Origin of the sequence: Streptomyces lycii (genome assembly GCF_009735685.1) — a bacterium.
Taxonomy (GTDB): domain Bacteria; phylum Actinomycetota; class Actinomycetes; order Streptomycetales; family Streptomycetaceae; genus Streptomyces; species Streptomyces lycii.
On sequence record NZ_WHPN01000430.1, the window covers coordinates 1 to 23747 of the forward strand.

At 72.7% G+C, this 23747-nt stretch carries 17 protein-coding genes; 10 read left to right on the plus strand and 7 right to left on the minus strand.

Translation table 11 applies throughout. The features are described from left to right. Positions 1 to 39: 39 nt before the first annotated feature. On the minus strand, positions 40 to 402 hold the full coding sequence (locus GCU69_RS32060) for a VOC family protein (RefSeq protein WP_098754521.1): 363 nt from the start codon (positions 400 to 402) through the stop codon (positions 40 to 42). Positions 403 to 515: 113 nt separating this feature from the next. Between GCU69_RS32060 and GCU69_RS32065 the strand changes: the two genes are divergently transcribed. Then, positions 516 to 1100, plus strand: a complete 585-nt coding sequence (locus GCU69_RS32065; protein WP_235978845.1) for a CGNR zinc finger domain-containing protein — start codon at positions 516 to 518, stop codon at positions 1098 to 1100. Positions 1101 to 1145: 45 nt separating this feature from the next. After that, the gene (locus tag GCU69_RS32070; protein ID WP_098754505.1) at positions 1146 to 1817 is read left to right on the plus strand and encodes a heme oxygenase-like domain-containing protein; all 672 of its coding nucleotides are present in this window, start codon (positions 1146 to 1148) and stop codon (positions 1815 to 1817) included. Between the two features lie 42 nt (positions 1818 to 1859). Here GCU69_RS32070 and GCU69_RS32075 read toward each other — a convergent pair whose 3' ends face one another. Continuing rightward, positions 1860 to 2264, minus strand: a complete 405-nt coding sequence (locus tag GCU69_RS32075; RefSeq protein ID WP_098754504.1) for a ChaB family protein — start codon at positions 2262 to 2264, stop codon at positions 1860 to 1862. 408 nt (positions 2265 to 2672) lie between these two features. Here GCU69_RS32075 and GCU69_RS32080 point away from each other — a divergent pair, with 408 nt between their 5' ends. Continuing rightward, positions 2673 to 3809 carry an FAD-dependent oxidoreductase gene (locus GCU69_RS32080; protein ID WP_156207965.1) on the plus strand — a complete coding sequence of 379 codons (1137 nt, stop codon included), beginning with the start codon at positions 2673 to 2675 and terminating at the stop codon, positions 3807 to 3809. A 376-nt stretch (positions 3810 to 4185) separates the two neighbouring features. Here GCU69_RS32080 and GCU69_RS32085 read toward each other — a convergent pair whose 3' ends face one another. Next, positions 4186 to 4677 (minus strand): FBP domain-containing protein, encoded by a 492-nt coding sequence (locus GCU69_RS32085; protein ID WP_098754502.1) that lies wholly within the window; start codon positions 4675 to 4677, stop codon positions 4186 to 4188. An 86-nt stretch (positions 4678 to 4763) separates the two neighbouring features. Between GCU69_RS32085 and GCU69_RS32090 the strand changes: the two genes are divergently transcribed. Further along, on the plus strand, positions 4764 to 5378 hold the full coding sequence (locus tag GCU69_RS32090) for a TetR/AcrR family transcriptional regulator (protein WP_098754501.1): 615 nt from the start codon (positions 4764 to 4766) through the stop codon (positions 5376 to 5378). A gap of 477 nt (positions 5379 to 5855) precedes the next feature. After that, the gene (locus tag GCU69_RS32095; protein WP_156207966.1) at positions 5856 to 7031 is read left to right on the plus strand and encodes an SGNH/GDSL hydrolase family protein; all 1176 of its coding nucleotides are present in this window, start codon (positions 5856 to 5858) and stop codon (positions 7029 to 7031) included. Between the two features lie 374 nt (positions 7032 to 7405). Here the strand turns inward: GCU69_RS32095 and GCU69_RS32100 are convergent, their stop codons facing one another. Further along, on the minus strand, positions 7406 to 8386 hold the full coding sequence (locus GCU69_RS32100; protein ID WP_098754498.1) for a multicopper oxidase domain-containing protein: 981 nt from the start codon (positions 8384 to 8386) through the stop codon (positions 7406 to 7408). 186 nt (positions 8387 to 8572) lie between these two features. Between GCU69_RS32100 and GCU69_RS32105 the strand changes: the two genes are divergently transcribed. Continuing rightward, positions 8573 to 11047, plus strand: coding sequence for a ThuA domain-containing protein (locus tag GCU69_RS32105; protein WP_156207967.1), 2475 nt, complete (start codon positions 8573 to 8575; stop codon positions 11045 to 11047). Next, the gene (locus GCU69_RS32110; protein WP_156207968.1) at positions 11044 to 13272 is read left to right on the plus strand and encodes an OmpL47-type beta-barrel domain-containing protein; all 2229 of its coding nucleotides are present in this window, start codon (positions 11044 to 11046) and stop codon (positions 13270 to 13272) included. The genes GCU69_RS32105 and GCU69_RS32110 overlap by 4 nt, the downstream gene beginning before the upstream one ends. 129 nt (positions 13273 to 13401) lie before the next feature. Here the strand turns inward: GCU69_RS32110 and bdeA are convergent, their stop codons facing one another. Then, complete coding sequence (gene bdeA, locus GCU69_RS32115) at positions 13402 to 14349, minus strand: bis(hydroxyethyl) terephthalate hydrolase (RefSeq protein ID WP_098754496.1); 948 nt, start codon at positions 14347 to 14349, stop codon at positions 13402 to 13404. 363 nt (positions 14350 to 14712) lie between these two features. On the opposite strand from bdeA, the gene GCU69_RS32120 reads away from it, so the two are divergent. After that, positions 14713 to 16560 (plus strand): NAD-binding protein, encoded by a 1848-nt coding sequence (locus GCU69_RS32120; RefSeq protein WP_098754518.1) that lies wholly within the window; start codon positions 14713 to 14715, stop codon positions 16558 to 16560. Between the two features lie 168 nt (positions 16561 to 16728). On the opposite strand, the gene GCU69_RS32125 is transcribed toward GCU69_RS32120, so the two are convergent. Together GCU69_RS32125 and GCU69_RS32130 are read right to left on the minus strand one after the other, a co-directional pair. Beyond that, positions 16729 to 18282: an alanine/glycine:cation symporter family protein gene (locus GCU69_RS32125; RefSeq protein WP_098754495.1), complete on the minus strand. Its 1554-nt coding sequence runs from the start codon at positions 18280 to 18282 to the stop codon at positions 16729 to 16731. A 279-nt stretch (positions 18283 to 18561) separates the two neighbouring features. Then, a complete protein-coding gene (locus GCU69_RS32130) occupies positions 18562 to 20220 on the minus strand; it encodes a catalase (RefSeq protein ID WP_098754494.1) in 1659 nt (552 codons plus the stop codon). A gap of 480 nt (positions 20221 to 20700) precedes the next feature. Between GCU69_RS32130 and GCU69_RS32135 the strand changes: the two genes are divergently transcribed. Both GCU69_RS32135 and GCU69_RS32140 read left to right on the plus strand, forming a co-directional pair. After that, positions 20701 to 22131, plus strand: coding sequence for an NADP-dependent succinic semialdehyde dehydrogenase (locus tag GCU69_RS32135; protein WP_098754517.1), 1431 nt, complete (start codon positions 20701 to 20703; stop codon positions 22129 to 22131). 692 nt (positions 22132 to 22823) lie between these two features. Further along, a complete protein-coding gene (locus GCU69_RS32140; RefSeq protein WP_156207969.1) occupies positions 22824 to 23387 on the plus strand; it encodes a TIGR03086 family metal-binding protein in 564 nt (187 codons plus the stop codon). Positions 23388 to 23747 lie beyond the last annotated feature (360 nt).

The following is a 23747-nucleotide window of genomic DNA, read 5'->3' on the forward strand; positions in this document are numbered from 1 at the left end:
GGCCGGTGCCGGCAGGGGGACGGCCGGTGCGGGCGGCGGTCAGCAGGCGCAGAGGCAGAACGGGTGCCCGGCGGGGTCCGCGTAGACCCGCCAGGTCCGGTCGCCGCCGCCGTCGTCGAGCAGCCGGGCGCCCAGCGCCAGCACCTTGTCGTGGGAGGCCCGGAGGTCCTCCACGGTCAGGTCCAGGTGGAACTGCTGCCCGCCGTCCGGGCGGGGCCAGGCCGGCGGGGTGTGCCCGGGGGCCCGCTGGAACGCCAGCTGTGTCCCGCCGTGCCCCTTCAGGTCGACCCAGTCGTCGCCGTCCGCCTCGACGGTGCCGCCGAGCACGTCCGCGTAGAAGCGGGCGAGCGCGGCGGGATCGGGACAGTCCAGCACCACGACGTTCAACGTGGCCACAGCCATGTCGGTGTCCTCTCCGGGGTGGATGGGCATGCCGCGGCATGCCAGTTACCAGTAGATGGGTTCAATCGGTAACGGTTACCGCATCATGCCCCACGAGGGGTAACGTTTCAAGGGTGAATGAGCCCGGCACCCGCGCCCCAGCGCCCGGCGAACTCGCCCTCGTGGAGCACTTCGTCAACACGCTGGACGTCGAGACCGGCCGGGACGACCTGGCCGCGCCGGACGGCCTCGCCGCCTTCTTCCGCGAGCACGGCCCGGACACCCCGGCCCCGGACGACTGCGACCCGGCCGAACTCCGGGTACTGCGCGAGGCCCTGCGCGCCGTCTGTCACGCGCACGCGGGAGCGGACCTGCCCGCGGCGGCGGCCGGCGCACTGGAGCGGCTGTTCGCCGCCGCGCCGCTGGTGCTCGGACTGGATTCCGCGGGCCGGGCCGTGCTGCGCCCCGCTCCCGGTCTGGCCGGCACGGCCGCGTTCACCGCCCGGATAGCCGCGGCCGTGGCCGCCGCCGAGGCCGACGGCAGCTGGCCGCGGCTCAAGGCGTGCGAGGCGGAGGACTGCCGCTGGGCCTACTACGACCGCAGCCCCGCCGGGCGCAGTCGCTGGTGCTCGATGCGGGTGTGCGGCAGCCGGGCGAAGATGCGCGCCTATCGCCGCCGCGGTAGCCGGGAAAAGCCGTCCGGGCGCGGCGGTTCGTGAGACCGTGGTCGGGGCAGGGCGGAACCGGTACGGGGAGGCAGGACGATGGCTCGGTCGGCGCGAGAGGTGCTGGAGGAAGCCGTACGGGAACTGGCTCCGGACGCGGAGGGCAATCGTCTTCTGCCACTCGTCTCCGCGGGCAAGGCCCCGCGCGAGGTGATCGCGTCCTTCGCCCTGGAGCAGCGGCATGTCATCACCGCCGACCGGCGCAGCTTCCTGCACCTGGCCGACCGCGCGGCCGCCGATCCGCCGGTCGAGGCGTTCTTCACCGGGCTGGCGCAGGGCGAGTCGCTCGCCCTGGACCGGCTGACGGCGCTGGAGACCGCCTGCGGGCTCGACCGGGACGCCGTACGGGACTACGAGCCGCGGCCCGGCTGCCAGGCATTCCCGGCCTACGGCGCCTGGCTCGCCCTCAACGCGGAGCCGGTCGACGTGGTCGTCGCCCTCACCGCCAACTTCGCGGCCTGGGGCAACTACTGCGCCGAGATGGGCCGGGCCCTGCGGCAGCACTACGGTTTCGACGACACCGCGTGCGGCTTCTTCGACTTCTTCGCCACACCCGCACCCGAGGTCACCAACCAGGCCCTGGACGCCGTCCGGTTCGGCATCGACGCGGGCCGTCCCGTCGGCGGCCGGACCGTCAACCGCTACGGCCGGCTGGTGCAGAGCTACGAGCTGATGTTCTGGAACACGCTCGCCGACGGATTGACGGATTGACGCGTCGCCCCGGTCGTTCCGGTCGTCCGGCCGTCCCGCGGATCAGCGCGAGCGGCTCTTGCGGGTCTGCGAGCGGTTCGCCTTCCGCACCGCGTCCAGCAGCTCGGACTTCGTCATCCGGGACCGGCCGCCGATGTCCATCCGCTTCGCCAGGTCGTACAGGTGCTCCTTGGACGCCCCTTCGTCGACACCCTCGCCGGTCGGCCCGCGCTGCGGCCGCGGCTGTGCCGCCCTGCGGTCGGAGGGGCCCTTGCGCCCGGCCTCCTTGCGCTCCCAGTGGTCGCCGACCTTCTCGTACGTGTGCTTCAGCGCGCTGAACGCCACGCGGTGCGCCCGCTCGCCCTCGCCGTACTGCTCGACCGCCGAGTCGTGCGCCTTGATCCAGGTGCGCCGGGCGCCCGCGGGGGAGCGCTCCAGAGTCGAGGGGAGTTCCTCTCGTCCAGGCATCGGGACCACCTTCCTCTCCTGTGCGTTCGTGCCCGTGGCACCGGACGCCCTCCGGTTGCCCCGGCAGCGCCGGGTGACACGTCGCTGCCCATGCTCGGCGGGTCCGGCCCCCGGCGCGATCGCAGCGCGGCCGGAGAGGTGACGGCCGGAGACGTAACGGAGTCGAGGCCGGGAGACGGCGTGGCGGAGGCGGGGTGGCGGAGGCCGGAGGCGGAAGCGGGGTGGCGAGGAGGAGGGGCGTGGGCCGGGTCGGTGGTGACGAGGCGGTGACGAGGCGGTGACGAGGCGGAGGAAGGCGGCGCGGGCGAGGGGCGGGGCGCGGTACCGGCGCCCGCGGCGTACTGGCATGATCGCGGGGCATGCCGCGCGCCGGGAGCGCGGCGCCGGTGCGGTCCAGGAAGGAACACCATGAGCAGCGTCGTCGCGTCCGTTCTCGTTGTCGGCGGCGGCACGGCCGGAAACACCCTCACCGTGCTGCTGCGCCGCGCCGGGGTCGGGGTCGACCTCGTGGAGGCCGACCCGGACTGGAACGTCCACGGATCCGGGATCACCCTCCAGGGCAACGCCCTGCGGGTGCTGCGCGAGGCCGGCGTCTGGGACCGGGTCCGGGAGAGCGGGTTCGGCTTCGACTCGGTCGGGATCACCGCCCCGGACGGCACGGTGCTGCATGTACAGAAGGACGTGCGGACCGGTGGCGACGACCTGCCGGCCACCCTCGGCATGCCGCGGCCGGCCCTCCAGCGCATCCTCGCCGAGGCGGTCCGCGGCTCCGGTGCCGGTGTCCGGCTCGGATGCACGGTCGCCTCCCTGGACCAGGACGACACCGGTGTCACGGCGCACCTCACCGACGGCACGTCGGGCCGCTACGACCTGGTCGTGGCCGCCGACGGGCTGAACTCCGCGACGCGCGCCATGGCCGGCTTCCCCGACCGGCCGGAACCGACGGGCATGGGCATCTGGCGCGCCGCCGTGCCCCGGCCCGCGGGTGTCGAGCGCACCGACCTGGCGTACGGCGGCCCGTGCTTCATCGCCGGCTACTGCCCGACCGGCGAGGACTCGCTCTACGCCTATCTGGTCGAGCCCGCGCGGGACCGCGCGAGCCTGGACCCGGCCGGACACGCCGCGGAGATGCGGCGGCTGGCCGCGGGCTACGGAGGTGCCTGGACGGCGATCCGCGAGCACGTCACCGACCCGGCGCAGGTCAACTACACCTGGTTCCACCGGCTGCTGGTCGAGGGGGAGTGGCACCGCGGCCGCGTGGTGCTCGCCGGGGACGCCGCCCACTGCTGCCCGCCGACCCTCGCCCAGGGCGCCGCGATGTCCCTGGAGGACGTGTCCGTACTGGCGGAGACGCTCACCACGGCCGGGCGGGACACCCCGCTCGGCGAGGTCCTGACCGCGTACCACCGGCGCCGGGCCGGCCGGGTGCGCACGGTGGTCGAGGCGTCCGTACAGCTGGGGGAGTGGCTGCTGAACGGCGACCGGGAGGCGGACGTCCCCGGGCTGATGGGCCGCACCATGGGCGTGCTCTGCGAGCTGCCCTGAGCGGAAGGTCTCCGGGAGCCGACCTCAGCGGGAGCTGCCCGAGCGGGAGCCGTTCTCAGCGGGAACTGCCGGAGCCGGAGCCTGAGCCGTTTCGAGCCGGGGCGGATGCCGTGTCGCGGGGCGCCGGGGCGTCCCGGCCGGTACCGGCCGAAGCGGTCGGCCGGTCACCGACGCTCTGGCCCCGGGGCAGTTGGTCCTCCGGGACTCACGGCCGGCGGCACGTCGGCGCGTCCGCCCCGCCGCCGTCCGTCCCCGGGTTCGCCCTGCCCGTCCGTCCTCGGATCCGCCCGCCCGTCCCCGGGTCCGTCCGTCCCCGGGTCCGTCCGTTGCGCGTCCGCACCGGCTCCCTCCGTCCGGCGCGCACCGAGCCGCCGCCTCATGCGGTCACCTTGGCGACGAACGCCGTGATGTTCGCCGTGGTCCGCAGGATCTTCTCCTCCAGGGTGAGCGACTCCTGGAGCCGGGCGCCGGGCCCCGCGTCCTTCCGGCCGCGCACATAGAGCGAGCAGGCGAGGTCGTCGCACAGATACCTGCCCACGGAGTTCCCCTGCTGCCCGGCCTTTCCCGCCTTCGGCGCCACCATCAGGGAGACGCCGCCGGTGTGCACGGTCATGCAGACCGAGCACATGCTGCGCTGCACATGCCGGGCGCCGGGGCTGGGGCAGCGCAGCACGACCGCCCTCGGGCGGCCCTCCAGCTCCGTCACCAGGCAGGCCCGTGCCGGGGCCTGCGGGTCGCGCCAGCCGAGGAAGTCCAGGTCGTCCCAGGGCCGCTCGGCCAGGTCGCGGGGTACGGACAGACGCTTCGCCTCACCCTTGGTGCAGTTCACGAACGCGCTGCGGATCTCTTGCTCGGTCAGCGGCTTCATACAGTGCAGGCTAATTTGCCTATAAGCTTTAGGCAAATGCATAATCGCTTCAGGCAGTCGGAGGTCAGGGCTATGAGAGGACCGGCATGGTGCGCGCAGGGCTGACCGCGGAACGCCTGACCCGGGCGGGTGCGGAACTCGCCGACGAGGTCGGCTTCGACCAGGTCACTGTCTCGGCGCTGGCCAGACGGTTCGACGTCAAGGTGGCGAGTCTCTACTCGCATGTGAAGAACTCCCAGGACCTCCGGACCAGGATCGCGCTGCTGGCCCTGGAGGAACTGGCCGACCGGTGCGCCACCGCACTGGCCGGACGCGCCGGCAGGGACGCGCTGAACGCCTTCGCCAACGTCTACCGCGACTACGCCCGGGAACACCCCGGCCGCTACACCGCGGCCCGGCTGCCGCTCGACCACGAGACCGCGGTCGCCAGCGCCGGGGTCCGGCACGCGCGGATGACGCGCGCCATCCTGCGCGGCTACGACCTGACGGAGCCGGACCAGACCCACGCGGTACGGCTGCTGGGCAGCGTCTTCCACGGCTACGTCAGCCTGGAGGCGTCCGGAGGATTCAGCCACAGCGCCCCGGACGCCGAGGAGACCTGGCCCCGGATTCTGGACGCCCTGGACGCCCTGCTCCGGAACTGGCCGGAGGCCGGGCCCGGGACCGGGACGGGACCCGGAAATGAGCCCCAGGGGAAATGAGCCCCAGGGGAAATGAGCCCCAGGGGAAATGAGCCCAGGGCCGGGACCGAGCCCCGGGCCGGACACGGGCCGCGCACCGGGCGAGGGCCTCAGGCCGGACGCGGGCCTCGGGCCGAAGAGGGCCGGCTCCTGACCCCGCGCTCGGGCACCCGACTCTGTATCCGCAGCCGCAGCCGCAGCCGCAGCCGCAGCCGGGCCCGGGCCCCGGCGTCCGGCCCCGGCGTCCGGCCCGGGCCCCCGGGTTTCCGGCGTCGCCCGGCCGGTCCGCGCCGCCGTCCCGGCCGGGCCCCGCACCGGCACGGCCCGGGTCCGTACCCCCGGCATCTCCTCGCGTCTCCCGGAGCCCCACGGCCCGGCCGCGCCCGCCCCGGGCCCTGCCCCGCGGCCGGACTCGCCCGAACAGCAATCCACCGCCCGGACGGCCGCACGCACGGCCCGCACCCCGGGCGGTACCCCTTCGACCAGCAGGCGGAAACCATGCCCACCGACCACCACTGGATCACCACCCCCGTCACCGCGGACCTGCTGCGCGGCGCCCTGGAACTGGAGCGCACCGCGCACGGCGTGCTGCCCCACCGGCTGCCCGCCCGGGCCCGTGCCCAGTGCGCCGACCCGCAACTGGCCATGTCCGAGTCCCAGCCCTCGGGGGTGCGCCTGGTCTTCCGGACCCGGGCGACCGCCGTGGAACTGGACACGCTGCCCACCAAGCGGGTCTACGTCGGGGCCCCTCCCCGCCCGGACGGCCTGTACGACCTGCTCGTCGACGGCCACCCGGCCGGGCAGGGCTCCGTACGGGGCGGCAACACCCTGACGCTCGACATGAGCACCGGTTCCGCCGAGACCCGGCCCGGTCCGGTGGGCACCGTCCGCTTCACCGGTCTCCCCGGCGGCGAGAAGGACGTCGAGATCTGGCTGCCGCACAACGAGACCACCGAACTCGTCGCCCTGCGCACCGACGCCCCGGTCGGGCCGGCGCCCGACCGGGGCCGCAGGGTGTGGCTGCACCACGGCAGCTCCATCAGCCACGGTTCCGACGCCGCGAGTCCCACCACCACCTGGCCCGCGCTCGCGGCCTCCCTCGGCGGCGTGGAACTGCTCAACCTGAGCCTGGGCGGCGGCGCGCTGCTCGACCCGTTCACCGCCCGCGCGATGCGGGACACCCCCGCGGACCTGATCAGTGTCAAGATCGGCATCAATCTGGTCAACGCCGACCTGATGCGGCTGCGGGCCTTCACCCCCGCCGTCCACGGCTTCCTCGACACCGTCCGGGACGGGCACCCCGGCACACCGCTGCTGGTGATCTCACCCATCCTGTGCCCCGTCCACGAGGACACGCCCGGCCCGAGCGTCCCGGACTTCTCCGCGGTCAAAAGCGGGCGGCTGCGGTTCCGGGCCGCCGGCGACCCGGCGGAACGCGCGAGCGGAAAGCTGGCCCTGGGCGTCATCCGTGACGAACTGGCCCGGATCGTGGAGCAGCGGGCGGCCGAGGACCCGGCCCTGCACCACCTCGACGGCCGTGAACTGTACGGCGATGCGGACTACCGGGAGCTGCCGCTGCCCGACGAGCTGCACCCGGACGCCGCCACCCACCGCCGCATGGGCGAGCGCTTCGCCGGGCTGGCCTTCGGCGCGGGCGGCTGCTTCGCGGACTGACCGCGACGCCCGGGCCGACGGCCTCCTCCTGCGGGCCGTGGGTTCGAAGCGGCGGCCTGCTGTGGGACCGTGCGCCCGAAGCCGACGGCCTCCTCCTGCGGACCGCGGCGCCCGGACACACGGGCGAACGCGGACCGCCGGGCCCGGACCACCGGGTTCCCGGGTCCGCGACCGCCCGGACCCAGCGGGTCGCGGACGCCGGGCGCGATGCCCGGCCGGCCGTCGGGGGCCGGACCCGGCCGGGCGCCGTGCTCCAGGGCGGGCGTCCAGTGGGCCCCGGGTGCCCGGGTGCTCCGGGGTGTCCAGCGGAACCTGATCCCTGTGGTACCCAGCGGTGCCTGATCTCTGGGGTGCCCAGTGGTGCCCAGTGGCGCCTAGTGGTGCCCCGGATCGTGGCCCGGGATGTTGCCGTCCTCGTCGGCCACCAGGAACAGCCCGGCCATGCCCATGTCGGCGTGGCTCTGCACATGGCAGTGGTGCATCCACGCGCCCGGGCCCACGCCCTCGCCCGCGATCACCTGGAAGCCGAAGGACTCCGCGGGCCCGGTGATCTTGGTGTCGACGATCCGGCTGCGGTCGTCCGGACCGTCCAGCAGCCCGGTCCGGTTGTCGGCCCAGCGGTGACCGTGCACGTGGAACGTGTGGTAGTACTCGCCGTGCGTGATCACCAGCATCTCGACCCGGTCGCCGACGGTGGCGGTGAAGTCGAAGGACTGGTCGGCGGGCAGATTGTTGATCGTCATGTCGTTGTAGACGATGGTGACCTGCTTGTCCGGCAGCGCGTCGCCCTCCCGCCGGACGATCAGACCGCCGTAGAGGCCGCGTCTGATGCCGCCCGTGCCGTGGTCCGTGCCCACGACATGGTCGTGGTAGTGCCAGTAGCCCGCGCTGCCGGGCCGCCAGGTGCCGTCCTCGCGCCGCCCCGGAACGTGGCTCTTCCAGGTGTAGTTGCCGCGCTCGCCCGGCTCCACGATGCTCTTGTTCATCCGCGTGCCGTCGCTGTCGATCTCGTAGTCCACGCCGTGCACGTGCAGGCTCACGGCCTCGTCCGTGAGGTTCACCAACTCGATCCGCAGGGTGTCGCCCTCGTACATCTCCAGCAGCGGGCCGGGGATCGTCGCCTCGCCGGGCTTGAGTCCGTAGCCGAGCTGGTTGTCGCCCACCTTCTCGGCGTACAGCGTCAGCAGGCGCTCCTCGCCCGCGGCCCGGACGGCCGCCGCAGTCCGGGCGGACCCGGTGCGTTCGGCCGCCGCGGCGGGGGCCAGTGACGCCGGCACCAGGGCCGCGGCCACCCCGCCGGTGAACAGGCGCCGCGAGACGGCACGACGCGATGTGTTGCCGGCTACCTCGGTCATGCGATCTCCCATTCCCGTGGTGGTACGGGCCGCAGGCCGGGCCCGAGGACGGCATCAAGGTAAGGGAGCGCGCATAGTTTCTCTAGTCTCAGGACAAAGTTTGTTGAAATGCGGTCATAGCTATTGGCGAGCCGTCAAAAGCCCTCTAGCTTCTAGCGCGTTGCGCGACTGCAGAGGGGTGAGACCATGCGGACCGATCCGCAGCCAGGACCCTCGAGAAGACGAGGGCGGAGCAAGGGCCGGGCGTGGACGACAGCAGCGCTGGCCGTGGGCATGACCGTGTCGATGCTGGGAGGCACACCGGCCGCCGGCGCGCCGAAGTTCCAGGACCTGCCGGGCGGAGCGAACGCCCGGGTCCTGGTCTTCCACGACTCCGGCGGCACACCGTCGGCACGGACCGCGGCAGCCGTCGAGGCCGTCGAGACAGCCGGGGCCGAGGGGCCGGACGCCGAGCACTTCACCGTCGAGGAGACGGACGACCCGTCCGTCTTCACCACCAACGAACTGGCCCGCTACAACGCCGTGGTCTTCGTCGACACCGGCGGCGACGTCCTCAACAACGCCCAGGAGGACGGCTTCCGCGCCTACGTCGAGGCGGGCGGCGGCTTCCTCGGGCTGCACGACGCGGCCCGTACCGAACCCGACTCGACCTGGTTCGGCGGACTCATCGGAGCCCGCCCCGCGGCCGGCAGCCCGTCCTCCGTGCAGCGCGCCACCGTGGAGACCGGCGACCGGAACCACCCGGCGACCGAGGGACTTCCGCTGGAGTGGAGCCGCCGGGACGTCTGGCTCAACTGGGCCTCCAACCCGACCGGTGAGGTGCACACCGTCGCCCGGGTCCGCGAGCGCACCTACGACCCCGGGGACAGCGGCAACGGCTGGGACCACCCGGTCTCCTGGTGCCGCGACTACGACGGCGGCCGGTCCTTCTACACGGCCATGGGCGGCACCGCCGAGTCCTACGAGGACGAGCGGTTCCGCGGTCACCTGCGCGGCGCGCTGCTGTGGACCGCCCGGCTGGCCCGCGCCGACTGCCAGGCCTCCATCACCGACAACTACGAGGCCACCCGTCTCACCGAGCCCAACAGCCCCGGTGAGGCCGACCAGATCGGCGAGCCGCACGGTCTCGTCACCGCCGACGACGGCCGCGTCTTCTACATCGGCCGCGGCGGCGGCGACGCCGCCGCCCCGGTCGTCACCGACTGGAACAACCCCGACGTCGGCCTGGGCCTCGGCACCGTGCACGTCTGGGACCCGGCCACCGACCGGGTGAAGCTGGCCGGGGCGCTGGAGGTCTTCGGCAACAAGGGCGGCGGCGGCGAACTCGTCAAGAACGAGGAGGGCCTGGTCGGCATCGAGCTGGACCCGGACTTCGCCGACAACGGCTGGGTCTACCTCCACTGGACCCCGCACTCGGAGATCGACCGCGAGAAGCACCTCGCCGAACGCCGGGTCTCCCGCTTCACCTTCGACCACGCGACGTCGAAGCTGGACACCGCGAGCGAGAAGGTGCTGCTGTCCTGGCCGGTGCAGATCCACAGCTGCTGCCACGCGGGCGGCGGCATGGCCTGGGACTCGCAGGAGAACCTCTACATCGCCACCGGCGACAACAACTCCTCGCAGTTCAGCGACGGCTACTCCGGCAACAACCCGGAGCCGGACTTCCAGGGCGTGTCCTTCGCCGACGCCCGCCGCACCGCCGGCAACACCAACAACCTCAACGGCAAGATCCTCCGCATCCACCCCGAGGACGACGGCACGTACACCGTGCCCGAGGGCAATCTCTTCACCGGTGAGGAGGAGGGCGGCGGCAAGACCCGCCCCGAGATCTACGTGATGGGCGTGCGCAACCCGGCCCGCATCTCCGTCGACCCCGAGACCGACACGCTGTACGCCGGCTGGGTCGGCCCGGACGCCGCCGGCCCCAGCCCGACCTGGGGCCCGGCCAAGTACGACACCTTCGCCGCCATCCACAGCGCGGGCAACCAGGGCTGGCCGTACTGCATGGGCAACAAGCAGCCGTACCGCGACCGGAACCTGCCGGACCCGACGCAGCCGCTCGGCTGGTACGACTGCGACAACCTCAAGAACGAGTCACCCAACAACGACGGACTGGTGGACATCCCGCCCGCCCGGTCCAACAACATCTGGTACTCCCCGCAGGGCGGCGCCCCCGACTACCCGCGGGACGGGAAGGTCCCCAGCTACGAGGAGGACGAGGCCCGCTACCTGCTGCCGTGGCTCACGGGCGGCGGCCAGGCCACCATGAACGGGCCCGTCTACCGGCACGCCGAGAGCGGTGACAGCCCCGGCAAGTGGCCGGAGTACTGGGACGGCAAGTGGTTCGTCGGCGACTTCTACGACGGCGACCAGCCGCGGCACGCGCTGGTGATGGACCCCGACACCTCCGACAAGGGGGGCCTGCCGGTGCACGCCGAGAACCTCGACGAGATCATCCCGGCCGGGGAGGGCGGCATCCGCAACCTGATGGACTGGAAGTTCGGATCCGACGGCTCCCTCTACGTCCTCGACTACGGCCGCGGATTCTTCACCTCCGACGAGCACTCGGCGCTGTGGCGCGTCAGCTACCGCGGCGGGCCGGCCACACCGCTGCCCGAGGACCTGGCCACGGGCGGCACCAGGGGCGGAGGCGACAGATGAAAGGGACACCGGTGCTCTTCGGACAACTCGCGGCGCCACGGCGCGCGCTGGCCGTACTGGTCACCGCACTGCTGGCGGCGCTCTGCCTGACCGCGCCGCCGCCGGCGTACGGCAAGGGGCAGGGCGGACCGGCCACGGCGGCCGACCAGGTGCTCACCTGGACGGCGGACAACGACATGACGCGCTACAAGACCGCGCCGCAGACGGCGGTGGCCGGACCGGCGACCATCGTCTTCGAGAACAGCGAGGCGACCGGCAACACCAGCGGCCTGCCGCACACCCTGACCTTCGACTCCTCCGACCCGCAGTACAACACCGACGTCGACCTCAACATCCTGGCGAATCCCTCGGACGCCAACGGGGGCCGGCACACCGCCGAGGTCAACCTCACCCCCGGCACGTACCACTACCTGTGCACCATCCCCGGTCACGGGGCGATGCAGGGCGTGCTCGTCGTCACCGACCCCGGCGGCGGCGAGGACACCACCGCGCCGGAGGTCACGGCCGAGCTGACCGGACAGCAGAACGCCGACGGCGCCTACATCGGCGGAGCCACGGCGGCCCTCACGGCCACCGACGACAGCTCCGGTGTGGAGAGCATCGAGTACGCGCTGGACGGCGGCGACTTCGCCGCCTACACCGGGCCGGTGGCGGTGGACGAGGTGGGTGAGCACTCGCTGAGTTACCGGGCGACGGACAAGGCCGGGAACGTCTCCGAGGCGAAGTCGGTGGACTTCACCGTCGTGGAGCCGCCGACCGATGACACCACCGCTCCGGAGACCTCGGCCGAGGTCACCGGCGAGCGGGACGCCGACGGCGGCTACCTCGGCACCGCGACCGTCACCGTGTCCGCCTCGGACTCCGGTTCCGGCGTGGACACCGTCGAATACGCGCTGGACGGCGGCGACTTCGCCGTCTACACGGCGCCGGTGGCGGTGGACGAGGTGGGTGAGCACTCGCTGAGTTACCGGGCGACGGACAAGGCCGGGAACGTCTCCGAGGCGAAGTCGGTGGACTTCACCGTCGTGGAGCCGCCGACCGATGACACCACCGCTCCGGAGATCTCCGCCGAGGTCACCGGCGAGCGGGACGCCGACGGCGGCTACCTCGGCACCGCCACCGTGACGGTGACCGCCACCGACGCCGAGTCCGGCGTGGCGGCCGTGCAGTACTCCCTCAACGGCGGCCCGTATCTGGCCTACTCCGAGCCGCTGACCGTGGACCGGCCGGGCGACCACACCGTCCGCTACCGGGCCGTGGACAAGGCCGGGAACACCGCCACCGCCAAGACCGTCGACTTCACCGTCGTCGAGGCGGGCGGCACCGAGCCGGACTGCCCGGAGTCGGACAACCGCCGCACCGTGATCGTCGGCACCGTCGACACCGGGGTGCCGAACCGGGTCACCGGCGACGGCTGCACCGTCAACGAGCTGATCGAGGACGAGCGCGCCTGGGGCAGCCACGCGGACTTCGTACGGCATGTCACCAAGGTCGCCGACGGGCTCGCCCGCGAGGGCGTGGTCGACGAGCGGGAGCGCGACCTGATCGTGGACGCGGCCCGCGAGTCCGCCATCGGCACCCCGGGCCACGACACCGGCTACCGCTCGCTGTTCGACGGCTCGGTGAAGTCCTTCAACCACTGGGACCACGTCGGCGGCGGCGCCTTCGGGCTGAACGGCGACGGCACCATGTCGAGCAGCACCACCGTGGACGGCATGGGGATGCTCTGGTATCCGGACCGGCAGTTCGGCGACTTCTCGCTGAAGCTCCAGTTCCGGGACGACGCCCCGGCCGACGGACGCGCCAACAGCGGCGTCTTCGTACGGTTCCCGGACCCGAACTGGCACCACGGGGAGTCCCGCCCCGAATGGGTCGCCATCAAGTACGGGCACGAGCTGCAGATCCTCGACCGGCCGGACGGCGACCAGTACAAGACCGGTTCCGTCTACGGATTCGACAGGGTCGGCCTCGACGACGCGGGGGTCACGGAGAAGGGAGTCTGGAACGACTACGAGATCCGGGTCGTCGACCAGCGCTACTGGGTCTTCCGCAACGGCGTGCTGCTGAACTGGTTCGACAACGACCCGGGGCTGCTGTTCAACCCGCCCCGGTCCGACGACCCGGGCACCGCGGGCCGCCAGTACCAGGACGGCTTCATCGGGCTGCAGACCCACAGCACGACCGACGCCGTCTCGTTCCGCAACATCCGCATCCAGGAGCTGTGACCGCCCCGCGCGAAGCGGGCACCGCAGCGGGCCGCCCCGGCACGGTCATCCGTGCCGGGGCGGCCCCGTCCACTGCCGGCAGCGACTCCGGCGGCGGGCTCCGGGTGCGGCCTGTGGGGCCGTGGGGGCCTAGTGGGGGCAGTTGCCGCGGAACTCGGCGATCTGCAGATCACTGGACGGGATCGGGCAGAGGAACTGCTCGTACCGGGTGTCCTCGTCCACGAACCGCTTCAGCCAGGAGATGCTGTACTTCGCGATCTCCGTGTCCGCGCTGTTGGGCGCGAAGTGCGTGGCGTTCCGCAGCTCCATGTAGGCCCGGTCCGTGGAGGACGGCAGGCTCTCGTAGAACGGCTCGGCGTGCGAGCGGACCGAGGCGATGGAGTCGCCGTCCGCACCCACGATGAACGTCGGGACGCGCACCTCCGGCCAGCTCTTGTCGGTGTTCCACGGGGTCAGCGGGATCGCCGCCTTCAGCGACGGCCGGTCCTTGGCGGCCTCCAGCGAGCCGCCGCCGCCCATCGAGTGGCCCATCACGGCCAGCCGGTTGCTGTCGATCCGGCTCCTGACCGCGCTGTCGTCGGTCAGATAGTCCAGCGCGGCGAGCAACTGGTCACCGCGGCTGGCCGGCTGGTCCATCGTGGTGTTGGTGTCGATGGTGAACACGACGAAGCCCTGCGAGGCCAGCCGCTCGCCGTACCACGCCATGCTCGACTGGCGGGCGGTGAACCCGGGGGAGATCGCGACGGCGCCGAACGTGCCGTCCGCGGTGCTGGTCGGGTAGTAGATCGTGCCGCCGCCGAAGCCGCGGACACTGAGCGAGGACACGCTCCGCTCCGACACCGAGTACGACCCGCGCGGTGCCTCGATGCTGGACTCGGTGGGGTCCGGGCCCCGCTCGTACGGATTCTCGGCGGCCCGGGCGGCCGGTGCTTCGGGCGTCGCCTGTGCGGACGGCAGGAACGCCACGCCGCTGCCGGTCAGCGCCAGGGCCAGGGCGGCCAGGCCGAGCCTCGCCTTACGGGATCGGTTTCCGCGCTTGCGCCCCGTCCCGGGGGCGTCGGTGTGCTGCGGCTCCATGAGGGTGTACTCCCTTGGGTGAGGGTCTGGGGGGAGGAACTGGAGCCAGCGTGTCGCCGCCCCCGCGGCCGCACATCGGCGAAATCACCGGTTCCGTACGCCACTCCCGGCACGGCGGGGACTCCCCGGCACGCCGGGCCCGGCACGGCGGGCCCTGCACAGCACCTGCACGGCGGGCCCTGCACGGCGGGTCCGGCGCGCGGAGGAAGGCGGTCCGGTCGAGGAGAAGAAAGAAGATTCGAGGACCGGCGCTGCGGAGCCGCACGAAGATCGAGATCATGGGGCGTGTCCTCACAGCCGAACCCCGCACCGCCGGACTCCGAGCCGCCCGGCCGGCAGCAACAGCGGCCGCCCGCCCCGCACATGGTCGTCTGCGGCGACGACGCCCTCGCCCACCGGCTCGCCGCCGAACTCTCCGGCATGTACCGGGAGCCGGTGACCCTCGTCCTGCCGGTCACCCGGGAGGGCCGCCGCCGCCCGCCGGCCGGAGCGCCCGGCCGGCGCGACCCCGTCGCCCCCGTCCGCGTACTCGAGGCCGGGGCCGTGGACGACACGGTGCTCACCGACGCGGGGATCGAGACGGCCGAGGCGCTGGCCCTGGTCTACGACGACGACGAGACGAACATCCACGCGGCGCTGCGGGCGCGCCGGCTCAACCCCCGGCTCCGGCTGGTCATCCGGCTCTACAACCGCAAGCTCGGCCAGCATCTGGAGGAACTCCTGGACCGGGCCGTCGAGATCCATGCCCCGGACCTCGACCGGCGGGCCGTGGACGCCTCCACCACCGTGCTGTCCGACGCCGACACGGCCGCGCCGGCCCTCACCGCCGCGGCCGTCGTCGGCACCAGCAAGGTGATACGCGCCGACGGGCTGTTCCTCCGGGCCACCGAGCGTCCGCCCGCCGCCGACGGTGGCCCCGTCCCGGACGCCGTGTGCACCCTCGCGCTGCTCTCCGCGACCGAGGACCCCGAGGGCGGCGAGGGTTCGGACGACAGCGGCGCCGACGGGCCGCTGCTGCTTCCCGACGACGAGCTGACCGCGGACGCGGCGGCGCGCGGCCGGGTGATGCTGGAGACGGTGACGCACTCCGGGCCGCAAGCCCTCCCGCGGTTCGGCGGCGGGCTGCCGCTGGGCAAGCTGTTCTCCCGCAGACTGACGTCGGCGCTGCTGGGAATGGTGGCCGCGCTGACCGCGCTCGGCGTGGCCTCGTCGCTGCTGACCGGCGACGACCCGCTGCACGCCGTCTATCTCTCACTGCTCGACGTCATCGCCATCGCCGACCCCGCCGTGGGCGAGGACATCGCACGCCAGGTGCTGCAACTGCTGTCCGGCATGGTGGGCCTGCTGCTGCTGCCGGTCCTGGTGGCGGCCGTCCTGGAGGGCCTGGGCACCTTCCGTGCCGCCTCCACGCTGCGCAGGCCGAGGCGCGGGCTGTCCGGGCACGTGGTGCTGCTCGGCCTCGGCAAGATCGGCACCCGGGTGCTGGCGCAGCTGCACGAGATGGGCATCCCGGTCGTCTGCGTCGAACAGGATCCCGAGGCACGGGGTGTGGCCATGGCCCGGGGGCTGCGGGTACCGACCGTCGTCGGCGACGTCACCGACGAGGGGGTGCTGGAGGCCGCGAAGGTGCACCGCGCCCGTGCGCTGCTGGCGCTCACCAGCTCCGACAGCACCAATCTCGAATCGGTGCTCTACGCGCGGGGGGTCAAGGAGGACCTGCGGGTGGTGCTGCGGCTGTACGACGACCGGTTCGCCGCGGCGGTCTACCGGACGCTGCGCGATTCGCACCCGCAGGCCATGACCCGCAGCCGCAGCGTCTCCTCGCTCGCCGCGCCCGCGTTCGCCGGGGCGATGATGGGCCGGCAGATCCTCGGCGCGATCCCGGTCGAGCGGCGGGTGCTGCTGTTCGCCGCGGTCGACGTCGCGGACTGTGCGGCGCTGGAGGGCCGGACGGTCGGGGAGACCTTCCGACCGGGCAGCTGGCGGGTGCTGGCGCTGGACGTGGCCGAGCCCGCCGACCGGCGCGCGGACCTGGCCGCACCGGCGTACGACGGGGACTCCGGGCGGGAGGGGGAGCTGGTGTGGGAGCCGCCCCCGGGATACGTCCTGCGGGCGGAGGACCGGGTGGTGCTGGCCGCCACCCGGCGCGGCCTCGGTGAACTGCTCGGCCGCCGGCCGCACCACGAGCGGGCGGGCACCGGCCAGGGGTGACGGGCACGGAGCCGGGAACCGGGGCCGGGCGGGGACAGGAGAGCCCCGGCCGGGGACCGGCCGGGGCGTGGACCGGGACCGGCCGGGGCGTCGGCCGGCACGCCGAGGGCCCGCCCGCGCTCCCCTCCTTGACGGTGCGCGGGCGGGCCCTCGGGTCGGACCGGCCGGTCAGGCCTTCTCGGGGGCGGTGGCGGTGGCGGGAGCGTCGCCGTCGCCGCCGCGCTTGGCGGCCCGGTCGTTGCGCATCAGCTCCAGGAAGGACTTCAGCTCGCGCTTGACGATCGGCGCCAGCAGATAGAGGCCGATGATGTTGCAGACGGCCGCGATGAAGAGCATCGAGTCCGCCAGGCTGAACAGCGAGCCGAGGCTCAGCAGCGAGCCGCTGGCGACGATGATGCTGAACAGCACCTTGTAGATGTTCTCGCTGGTCCGGCTGCGGCCGAAGAGGAACGTCCAGCACTTCATGCCGTAGTAGCTCCACGTGATGATCGTGGAGAAGGCGAAGAGCAGCACCGCGACGGTGAGGACGTACGGGAACCAGGGCAGCACCGTCTCGAAGGCGTCCGAGGTCAGCGTGACACCGTCGCCGACGCCGTCACCGGCGGCAGCGGCCTCACGGGAGGCCTCCCAGCTCGGGGTGGAGGCGATGACGATGGTCAGCGCGGTCATGGTGCAGATGATGACCGTGTCGACGAACGGCTCCAGCAGCGCCACCAGGCCCTCGGTGACGGGGTGCCGGGTCTTGACCGCGGAGTGCGCGATGGGGGCCGAGCCGATGCCCGCCTCGTTGGAGAACGCGGCCCGCTGGAAGCCGATCACCAGGACACCGAGCGCGCCGCCCGCGACGCCCTCGGGGTTGAAGGCGCCCTCGAAGATGGTGCCGAAGGCCGCCGGGACCTCGGTGATGTTGACCAGGATGACGATGAGGCAGGCCGTGACGTAGATGCCCGCCATGGCCGGGACCAGCCTGCTGGTGACGTTGGCGATGCCGCGGATGCCGCCGAGCAGCACGAGCGCGACGAGCACGGCCAGCAGCACACCGAAGGCGAGCGCGCCGGCGGAGGTGCCGAAGATGCCGTCCTCGCCGCCGGTGACCGAGCGGAGCTGGGCGAAGCTCTGGTTGGCCTGGAGGAGGTTGCCGCCGAAGAAGGTGAAGAAGAGCAGCGCGATGGCGACGCCGACGGCGAGGACCTTGCCCAGCCCGCCCATGCCGCGCTCGGCGAGACCCTTGCGCAGGTAGTGCATCGGACCGCCGGAGACGGTGCCGTCCTCGTGGATGTCCCGGTACTTCACACCGAGGGTGCACTCCACGAACTTGGTCGCCATGCCGAACAGACCGCAGATGACCATCCAGAAGGTGGCGCCCGGGCCGCCGACGGTGACGGCGACGGCGACACCCGCGATGTTGCCGAGGCCCACCGTGCCGGAGAGCGCGGCGCTCAGGGCCTGGAAGTGCGTCACCTCACCGGGCGCGTCCTTGTCGTCGTACTTGCCCCGGACCAGTTCGACGGAGAGCTTGGCGCGCCGGGCCTGGACGAAGCCGAAGTAGATCGACAGCAGGGCGCCCGCGACCACCAGCCAGCCGACGATCCAGGGGAAGGGGGTCGGGAACAGGCCGAAGTCGGTCTCGTAGAAAACCACCTCCCCGAGCTTCTCGGCGACGGGGTCGAAGACGCTGTTGACGGCGTCCTCGATCGTGGAGGTGACGGAATTGCTTGCCATCAAGGAAACCTCTGGCTGACACGGGTGGGAAGACGCCATGAAAGACGATTGAGCGTTCCTACCACGGAGAGCTACCAAGATGATGTGATGCAGATCACGTATGAAGAGCTGAACCAGATGATTTGTCGCTCATCACAGGACAAAGGCCCGAGGTGGATTCGCTATACAAGAATCACGAACCGATAAACGGTGGCCGGCGGCCCGGAAAATGTAACGCTCCGGAAACGCCACGGGCCCGGATCCGCCCTCCGCGGGCGGATCCGGGCCCGTGCGCGCGCATCAGCGGGTCACGACGTGCCGTTCGTCGGGAACGCAGTGCGTCATGGTCAGCCCCTCGACGTTCCGCGGCGGGTTCTTGCCGAGGTTCGCCAGCCGCTCGCGGTCCTCGTCCGTCAGCTGCTGGCCGGGCAGCGGCTCCAGATGGGCGACGTCCGCCGTGCTGATGCCCAGCCCTTCGCCGACCCGCAGCCCGAGGTCGTTCTCCACCAGCAGGAAATGCCAGAGCATGCGCTCCTGCACCGGGCGGTCGCACTGGCTGAGCAGCGTGACGAAATTGCCGACCAGCTCGTCGCGCTCCCAGTCCTCCAGCAGCAGATAGCGCTGCCCGGCCTGGAGATAGTCGTTGGTCCTCGGGATGCGCTTGCGGGTCAGCCGCCCGTGGATCTCCGGCCCCTGCTCCTCGTGCGTCGGATAGTGCCCCTCACGGAGGCCGCCCATCACCGACGGCTCGTAGTTGATGTGCGTGTTCTCCGCGCCGCCGTCGACGTGGTACGTCATCTGGCCGTCGCGCTGGTTCGTGTGCACCTCGACGTGCTTGGCCTGGTTCACCGGCAGCTGGAGGTAGTTCGGGCCGACCCGGTAGCGCTGGGTGTCGCTGTAGGAGAAGGTCCGGCCGACGAGCATCTTGTCGTCGGAGAAGTCCAGGCCGTCGACGAGCACGCCGGTGCCGAAGGAAATCTGCTCGTTCTCGGCGAAGTAGTTCGCCGGCATCCGGTCGAGCACCATGCGGCCCACCGGCTTGGGCGGGAAGTCCTGCTCCGGCCAGGTCTTGGTGTCGTCCAGCGGGTCGAAGTCCAGCTCCGGGTGCTCGTGGTCGTCCATCATCTGGACGAGCAGCTCCCACTCCGGGTAGTCGCCCCGCTCCACGGCCTCGTAGAGGTCCTTGGTCGCGTGCCCGGTGCTGTCCGCCTGGACGTTGGCGGCGTCCTCCTCGGTCATGCTGCGCACGCCCTGCTTGGGCATCCAGGTGTACTTCACCAGCTTGGTGTCGCCCTTCGCGTCCACCCACTTGTAGGTGTTCACACCGAAGCCCTGCATGTGCCGGTAGTCCGCGGGGATGCCGCGCGGACTGAAGAGGTTCACCAGCATGTGCATGCACTCCGGGGTCTGCGACATGAAGTCGAAGATCCGGCGGGGCTGCTGCTCGAAGGTGACCGGGTCCGGCTTGAGCGCGTGGATGACGTCCGGGAACTTGATGGCGTCGCGGATGAAGAAGACGGCCAGATTGTTGCCGACCAGGTCCCAGTTGCCGTCCTCGGTGTAGAACTTCACCGCGAAGCCGCGCGGGTCGCGCGCCGCCTCCGAGGAGTCCCGGCCACCGATCACGGTCGAGAAGCGCACCGCGACATCGGTGCGCCTGCCGCGCTCCTGGAAGAGCTTGGCCCGGGTGTAGCGGTCGATCGGCTCGTCCCCCCAGGCCCCGTACGCCTCGAACCAGCCGTACGCGGTGACACCCCGGGCGTGCACCACGCGCTCCGGGATCCGCTCCCGGTCGAAGTGGCTGATCTTCTCCAGGAACTGGTAGTTCTCGAGCGTCGCCGGGCCGCGGGCGCCGACCGTGCGCTGGTTCTGGTTGTCGTAGACCGGGTGCCCTTGCCGGTTCGTGAGCACCGGCCGGTCGTCTGCTCGGCCGGCGCCCTTGCTCGATGCGTCCGTCACGGTCCCAGGCTCCTTCGTCGCGTCGGTACCTACGGCACTCGCGGGGAGCGGCCCCGGGAGCGCTGCCAGTGGGTACCCCGTGCGTCCCGTCCGTAACAGCCGATCTGAGGGGTTTCCTCCGATTGCCGTGCGGCCGGTCGGGGCGGGCCGCTCCCTTGCCGCCCGGCCGCACGTCCGCGCCCCGGCCGCACGGGAGCAGCCCTCCCCGCACACCCGGCATGCTCCGCCGCCGCGCGCCCCGTCGTCGGCGCCGGCGGCGCGGAAGAGTAAGCCGGTGAGAGCGGGTACCTGCGACTGAGCCGCAATCCATGGCGCGCACCGGGGCCGTACGGCCGGTCCGGCGCGCGCCGAAGCCGCGCAGGCCGCGCACATGCCGCGGCCCGCACCGCGTACACGCGGAGCAGCGGGCCGCACGGGCAGCACATGCCGCGCATGCCGCGCACACGCCGCGCACACGCCGCGCACAAGGAGGAAACCGCCATGGCCATCGCCACCGTCAACCCGGCCACCGGGGAGACCCTCAAGACCTTCGACGCCCTCGGTGACGCGGAGATCGACGAGCGGATCGACCGGGCCCGCGCGGCCTACGCCAAACACCGCCTCACCGGCTTCGACCGCCGGGCGGAGCTGCTGGGCCGGGCGGCCGACCTGCTGGAGGCCGACCGCGACGACATCGCCCGCACCATGACCACGGAGATGGGCAAGACGCTCGCCGCGGCCCGCGCGGAGGCCGCCAAGTGCGTGAAGGCCATGCGCTGGTACGCCCGCCACGCCGAGTCGCTGCTCGCCGACGAGCAGCCGGCCCGCGCGGACGTCGAGGACTCCGGTGCCGTGCGCGCGTACGTCCGCTACCGCCCGCTCGGTGTGGTGCTCGCCGTCATGCCGTGGAACTTCCCGCTCTGGCAGGTGGTGCGCTTCGCCGCCCCGGCGCTCATGGCCGGCAACACCGGCCTGCTCAAGCACGCCTCGAACGTCCCGCAGACGGCGCTGTACCTGGAGGACCTGTTCCGCCGGGCCGGCTATCCCGAGGGCTGCTTCCAGACCCTGCTGATCGGCTCGGGCGCGGTGGAGGGCATCCTCCGTGACGACCGGGTCGCCGCGGCGACGCTCACCGGCAGCGAACCGGCGGGACGCGCGGTGGCCTCGGTCGCGGGCGACACCGTCAAGAAGACCGTGCTGGAACTCGGCGGCAGCGACCCGTACGTCGTCATGGCCTCCGCCGACATCCCCGCGGCGGCGAAGACCGCGGTGACCGCCCGGGTGCAGAACAACGGGCAGTCCTGCATCGCCGCCAAGCGCTTCATCGTGCACACCGATGTCTACGACGAGTTCGCCGAACGCTTCACCGACGGCATGAAGGCCCTCACGGTCGGCGACCCGATGGCCGGGGACACCGACGTCGGCCCGCTCTCCAGCGAGCAGGGCCGCAGCGACCTGGAGGAGCTTGTCGAGGACGCCCGGGGCTGCGGGGCGACGGTGCTCTGCGGCGGACGGCGCCCCGAAGGGCTGCCGGACGGCTGGTTCTACGAGCCCACGGTGCTGGCCGGGATCACCCCGGAGATGCGGATCCACCACGAGGAGGCCTTCGGCCCGGTGGCGTCGCTCTACCGGGTGTCGGGACCGGAACAGGCCGTGAACGTCGCCAACGACACGCCGTTCGGTCTCAGCTCGAACGTGTGGACCCGGGACGAGGCCGAGCAGCGGCGCTTCGTACGCGACCTGGAGGCCGGCGGTGTCTACTTCAACGGCATGACGGCCTCCCACCCCGGCATGCCCTTCGGCGGCACCAAGCGCTCCGGCTACGGCCGGGAGCTGGCCGGTCACGGCATCCGCGAGTTCTGCAACATCACCACCGTCTGGCACGGCTCCCAGGGTCAGGCCGACCCCGGCACCGGAGCAGCCGCGGAGTGAGGGCCCGGAGCCCTGCCCGGGAGGCCGCCCCGCGGGCGGGGGGAGTCCGATCCGGCCGGGAGGCCGCCCCGCGCGGAGTGCCGGAGCGCCCGGCCGGGGAGGAGCCTCCCGGGCCGGGCGCACCGGGTTGTGGGGAAGCGGGCCGGGCGCACCGGGCTCTGGGAAGCGGGCGCGGCGCACCGCCCTCGGAAGCGGATCGGGCGGTCCGGGCTCTCGGAAGCGCCGGGCGCACCGGGCTGCGGGGAAGCGGACGGGACGCCTCGGGCTCTCGGAAGCGGGCCGGGCCCCACCGGCTGCGGGAAAGCGGGCCGGGCGTTCCGGACTCTCGGAAAGCGGACCGGGCGCACCGCTCTCCCCGGAAAACCCCGCAAAGGCTCTTGAAGCGGGCGTGAGCTGGGTACGCGTACGGTCCGGCGGCGTGCCCCCGGCAACCACCGGAACCGGAAAACAGGAGTACCGACCAAGCCTGGAGGTCAGCGATGACGACTCCACGTCCCGACCCCGTGCCTCCGGTCCCGACACCCCCGCCGGGACCGGGCCCGGGACCCGGCCCCGGCCCTCAGCCGGGCCCCGGCAAGCCGGGCCCCGTACCGGAGCCCGATCCGATCCCGCCCATCACACCCGGCCCCGAGCATCCCGAGCCGGAGCCGGTCCCGAGCCCCAGCCCGGTGGGGCGGACGGCGGGGTGAGCCATGGATCTGCTCGACGCGTTCGACACGGCCTGGAGCGAGTTCGACCGGCGTGTGCACCGCATCGGTGAGGACCAGTGGGACCAGCCGACGCCCTGCACCGACTGGACCGTGCGGGATCTGGTGAATCACCTGGTCAGCGAGCATCTGTGGGCACCCTGGCTGCTGCGCGGGGCGACCCTGGAGGAGGTCGGCGACCGGTTCGACGGCGATGTCCTCGGCGGCGACGGCGTCGAGGCCTGGGAGCGGGCGGGGGCCGAGTCCCACGCCGCGTTCCACCGCCCGGAAGCCCTCAACGGCCAGGTGCACACCAGCGGCGGCCTCTCCGCCACCGACGAGTACGGCTGGCAGATGACGACCGACCTCACCGTGCACGCCTGGGACCTGGCGCGCGGCACCGGAGGTGACGACGCGCTCGACGAAGACCTCGCCGCCGCCGTCCACGCCCACGTGGAGCCGCAGGTCGACAGCTGGCAGGGCGCCGGGGTCTTCGACCCGCCGGTGCCGGTGCCCGAGACGGCCACCACCCAGGACAAGCTGGTCGCCCTGCTCGGCCGCAGACCCTGACAGCGGCGGCGGGGACGTGTTCGGGCCCGGGCCGCGAGTCCCGGGCCGCGAGTCCCGGGCCGGGCCTCGGGCGCGGGAGCCGACACCTGCTGCGGGAGCCGACACCTGCCGCGGGCCTCGGCGTCGGGTCCGGACCCCGGCACCGGGGCACGGGCCCGAGTCCGGGCGCGCCATGACGCCGGCTGTCGGACAGCGACTGCCTGACGCCGGCTGTCCGACAACGGCGGCCCGACCGGCCGTCCCTCCTGGCGCGAGTGGATCGCGCACACCCATCACCCCGAACACCGCACGGCACTCGGCGCGGTGCCGGGGCCGACACCTGCGGGGCACCTGCCTCTCAGCGGCCACCCGGTCCCTCAG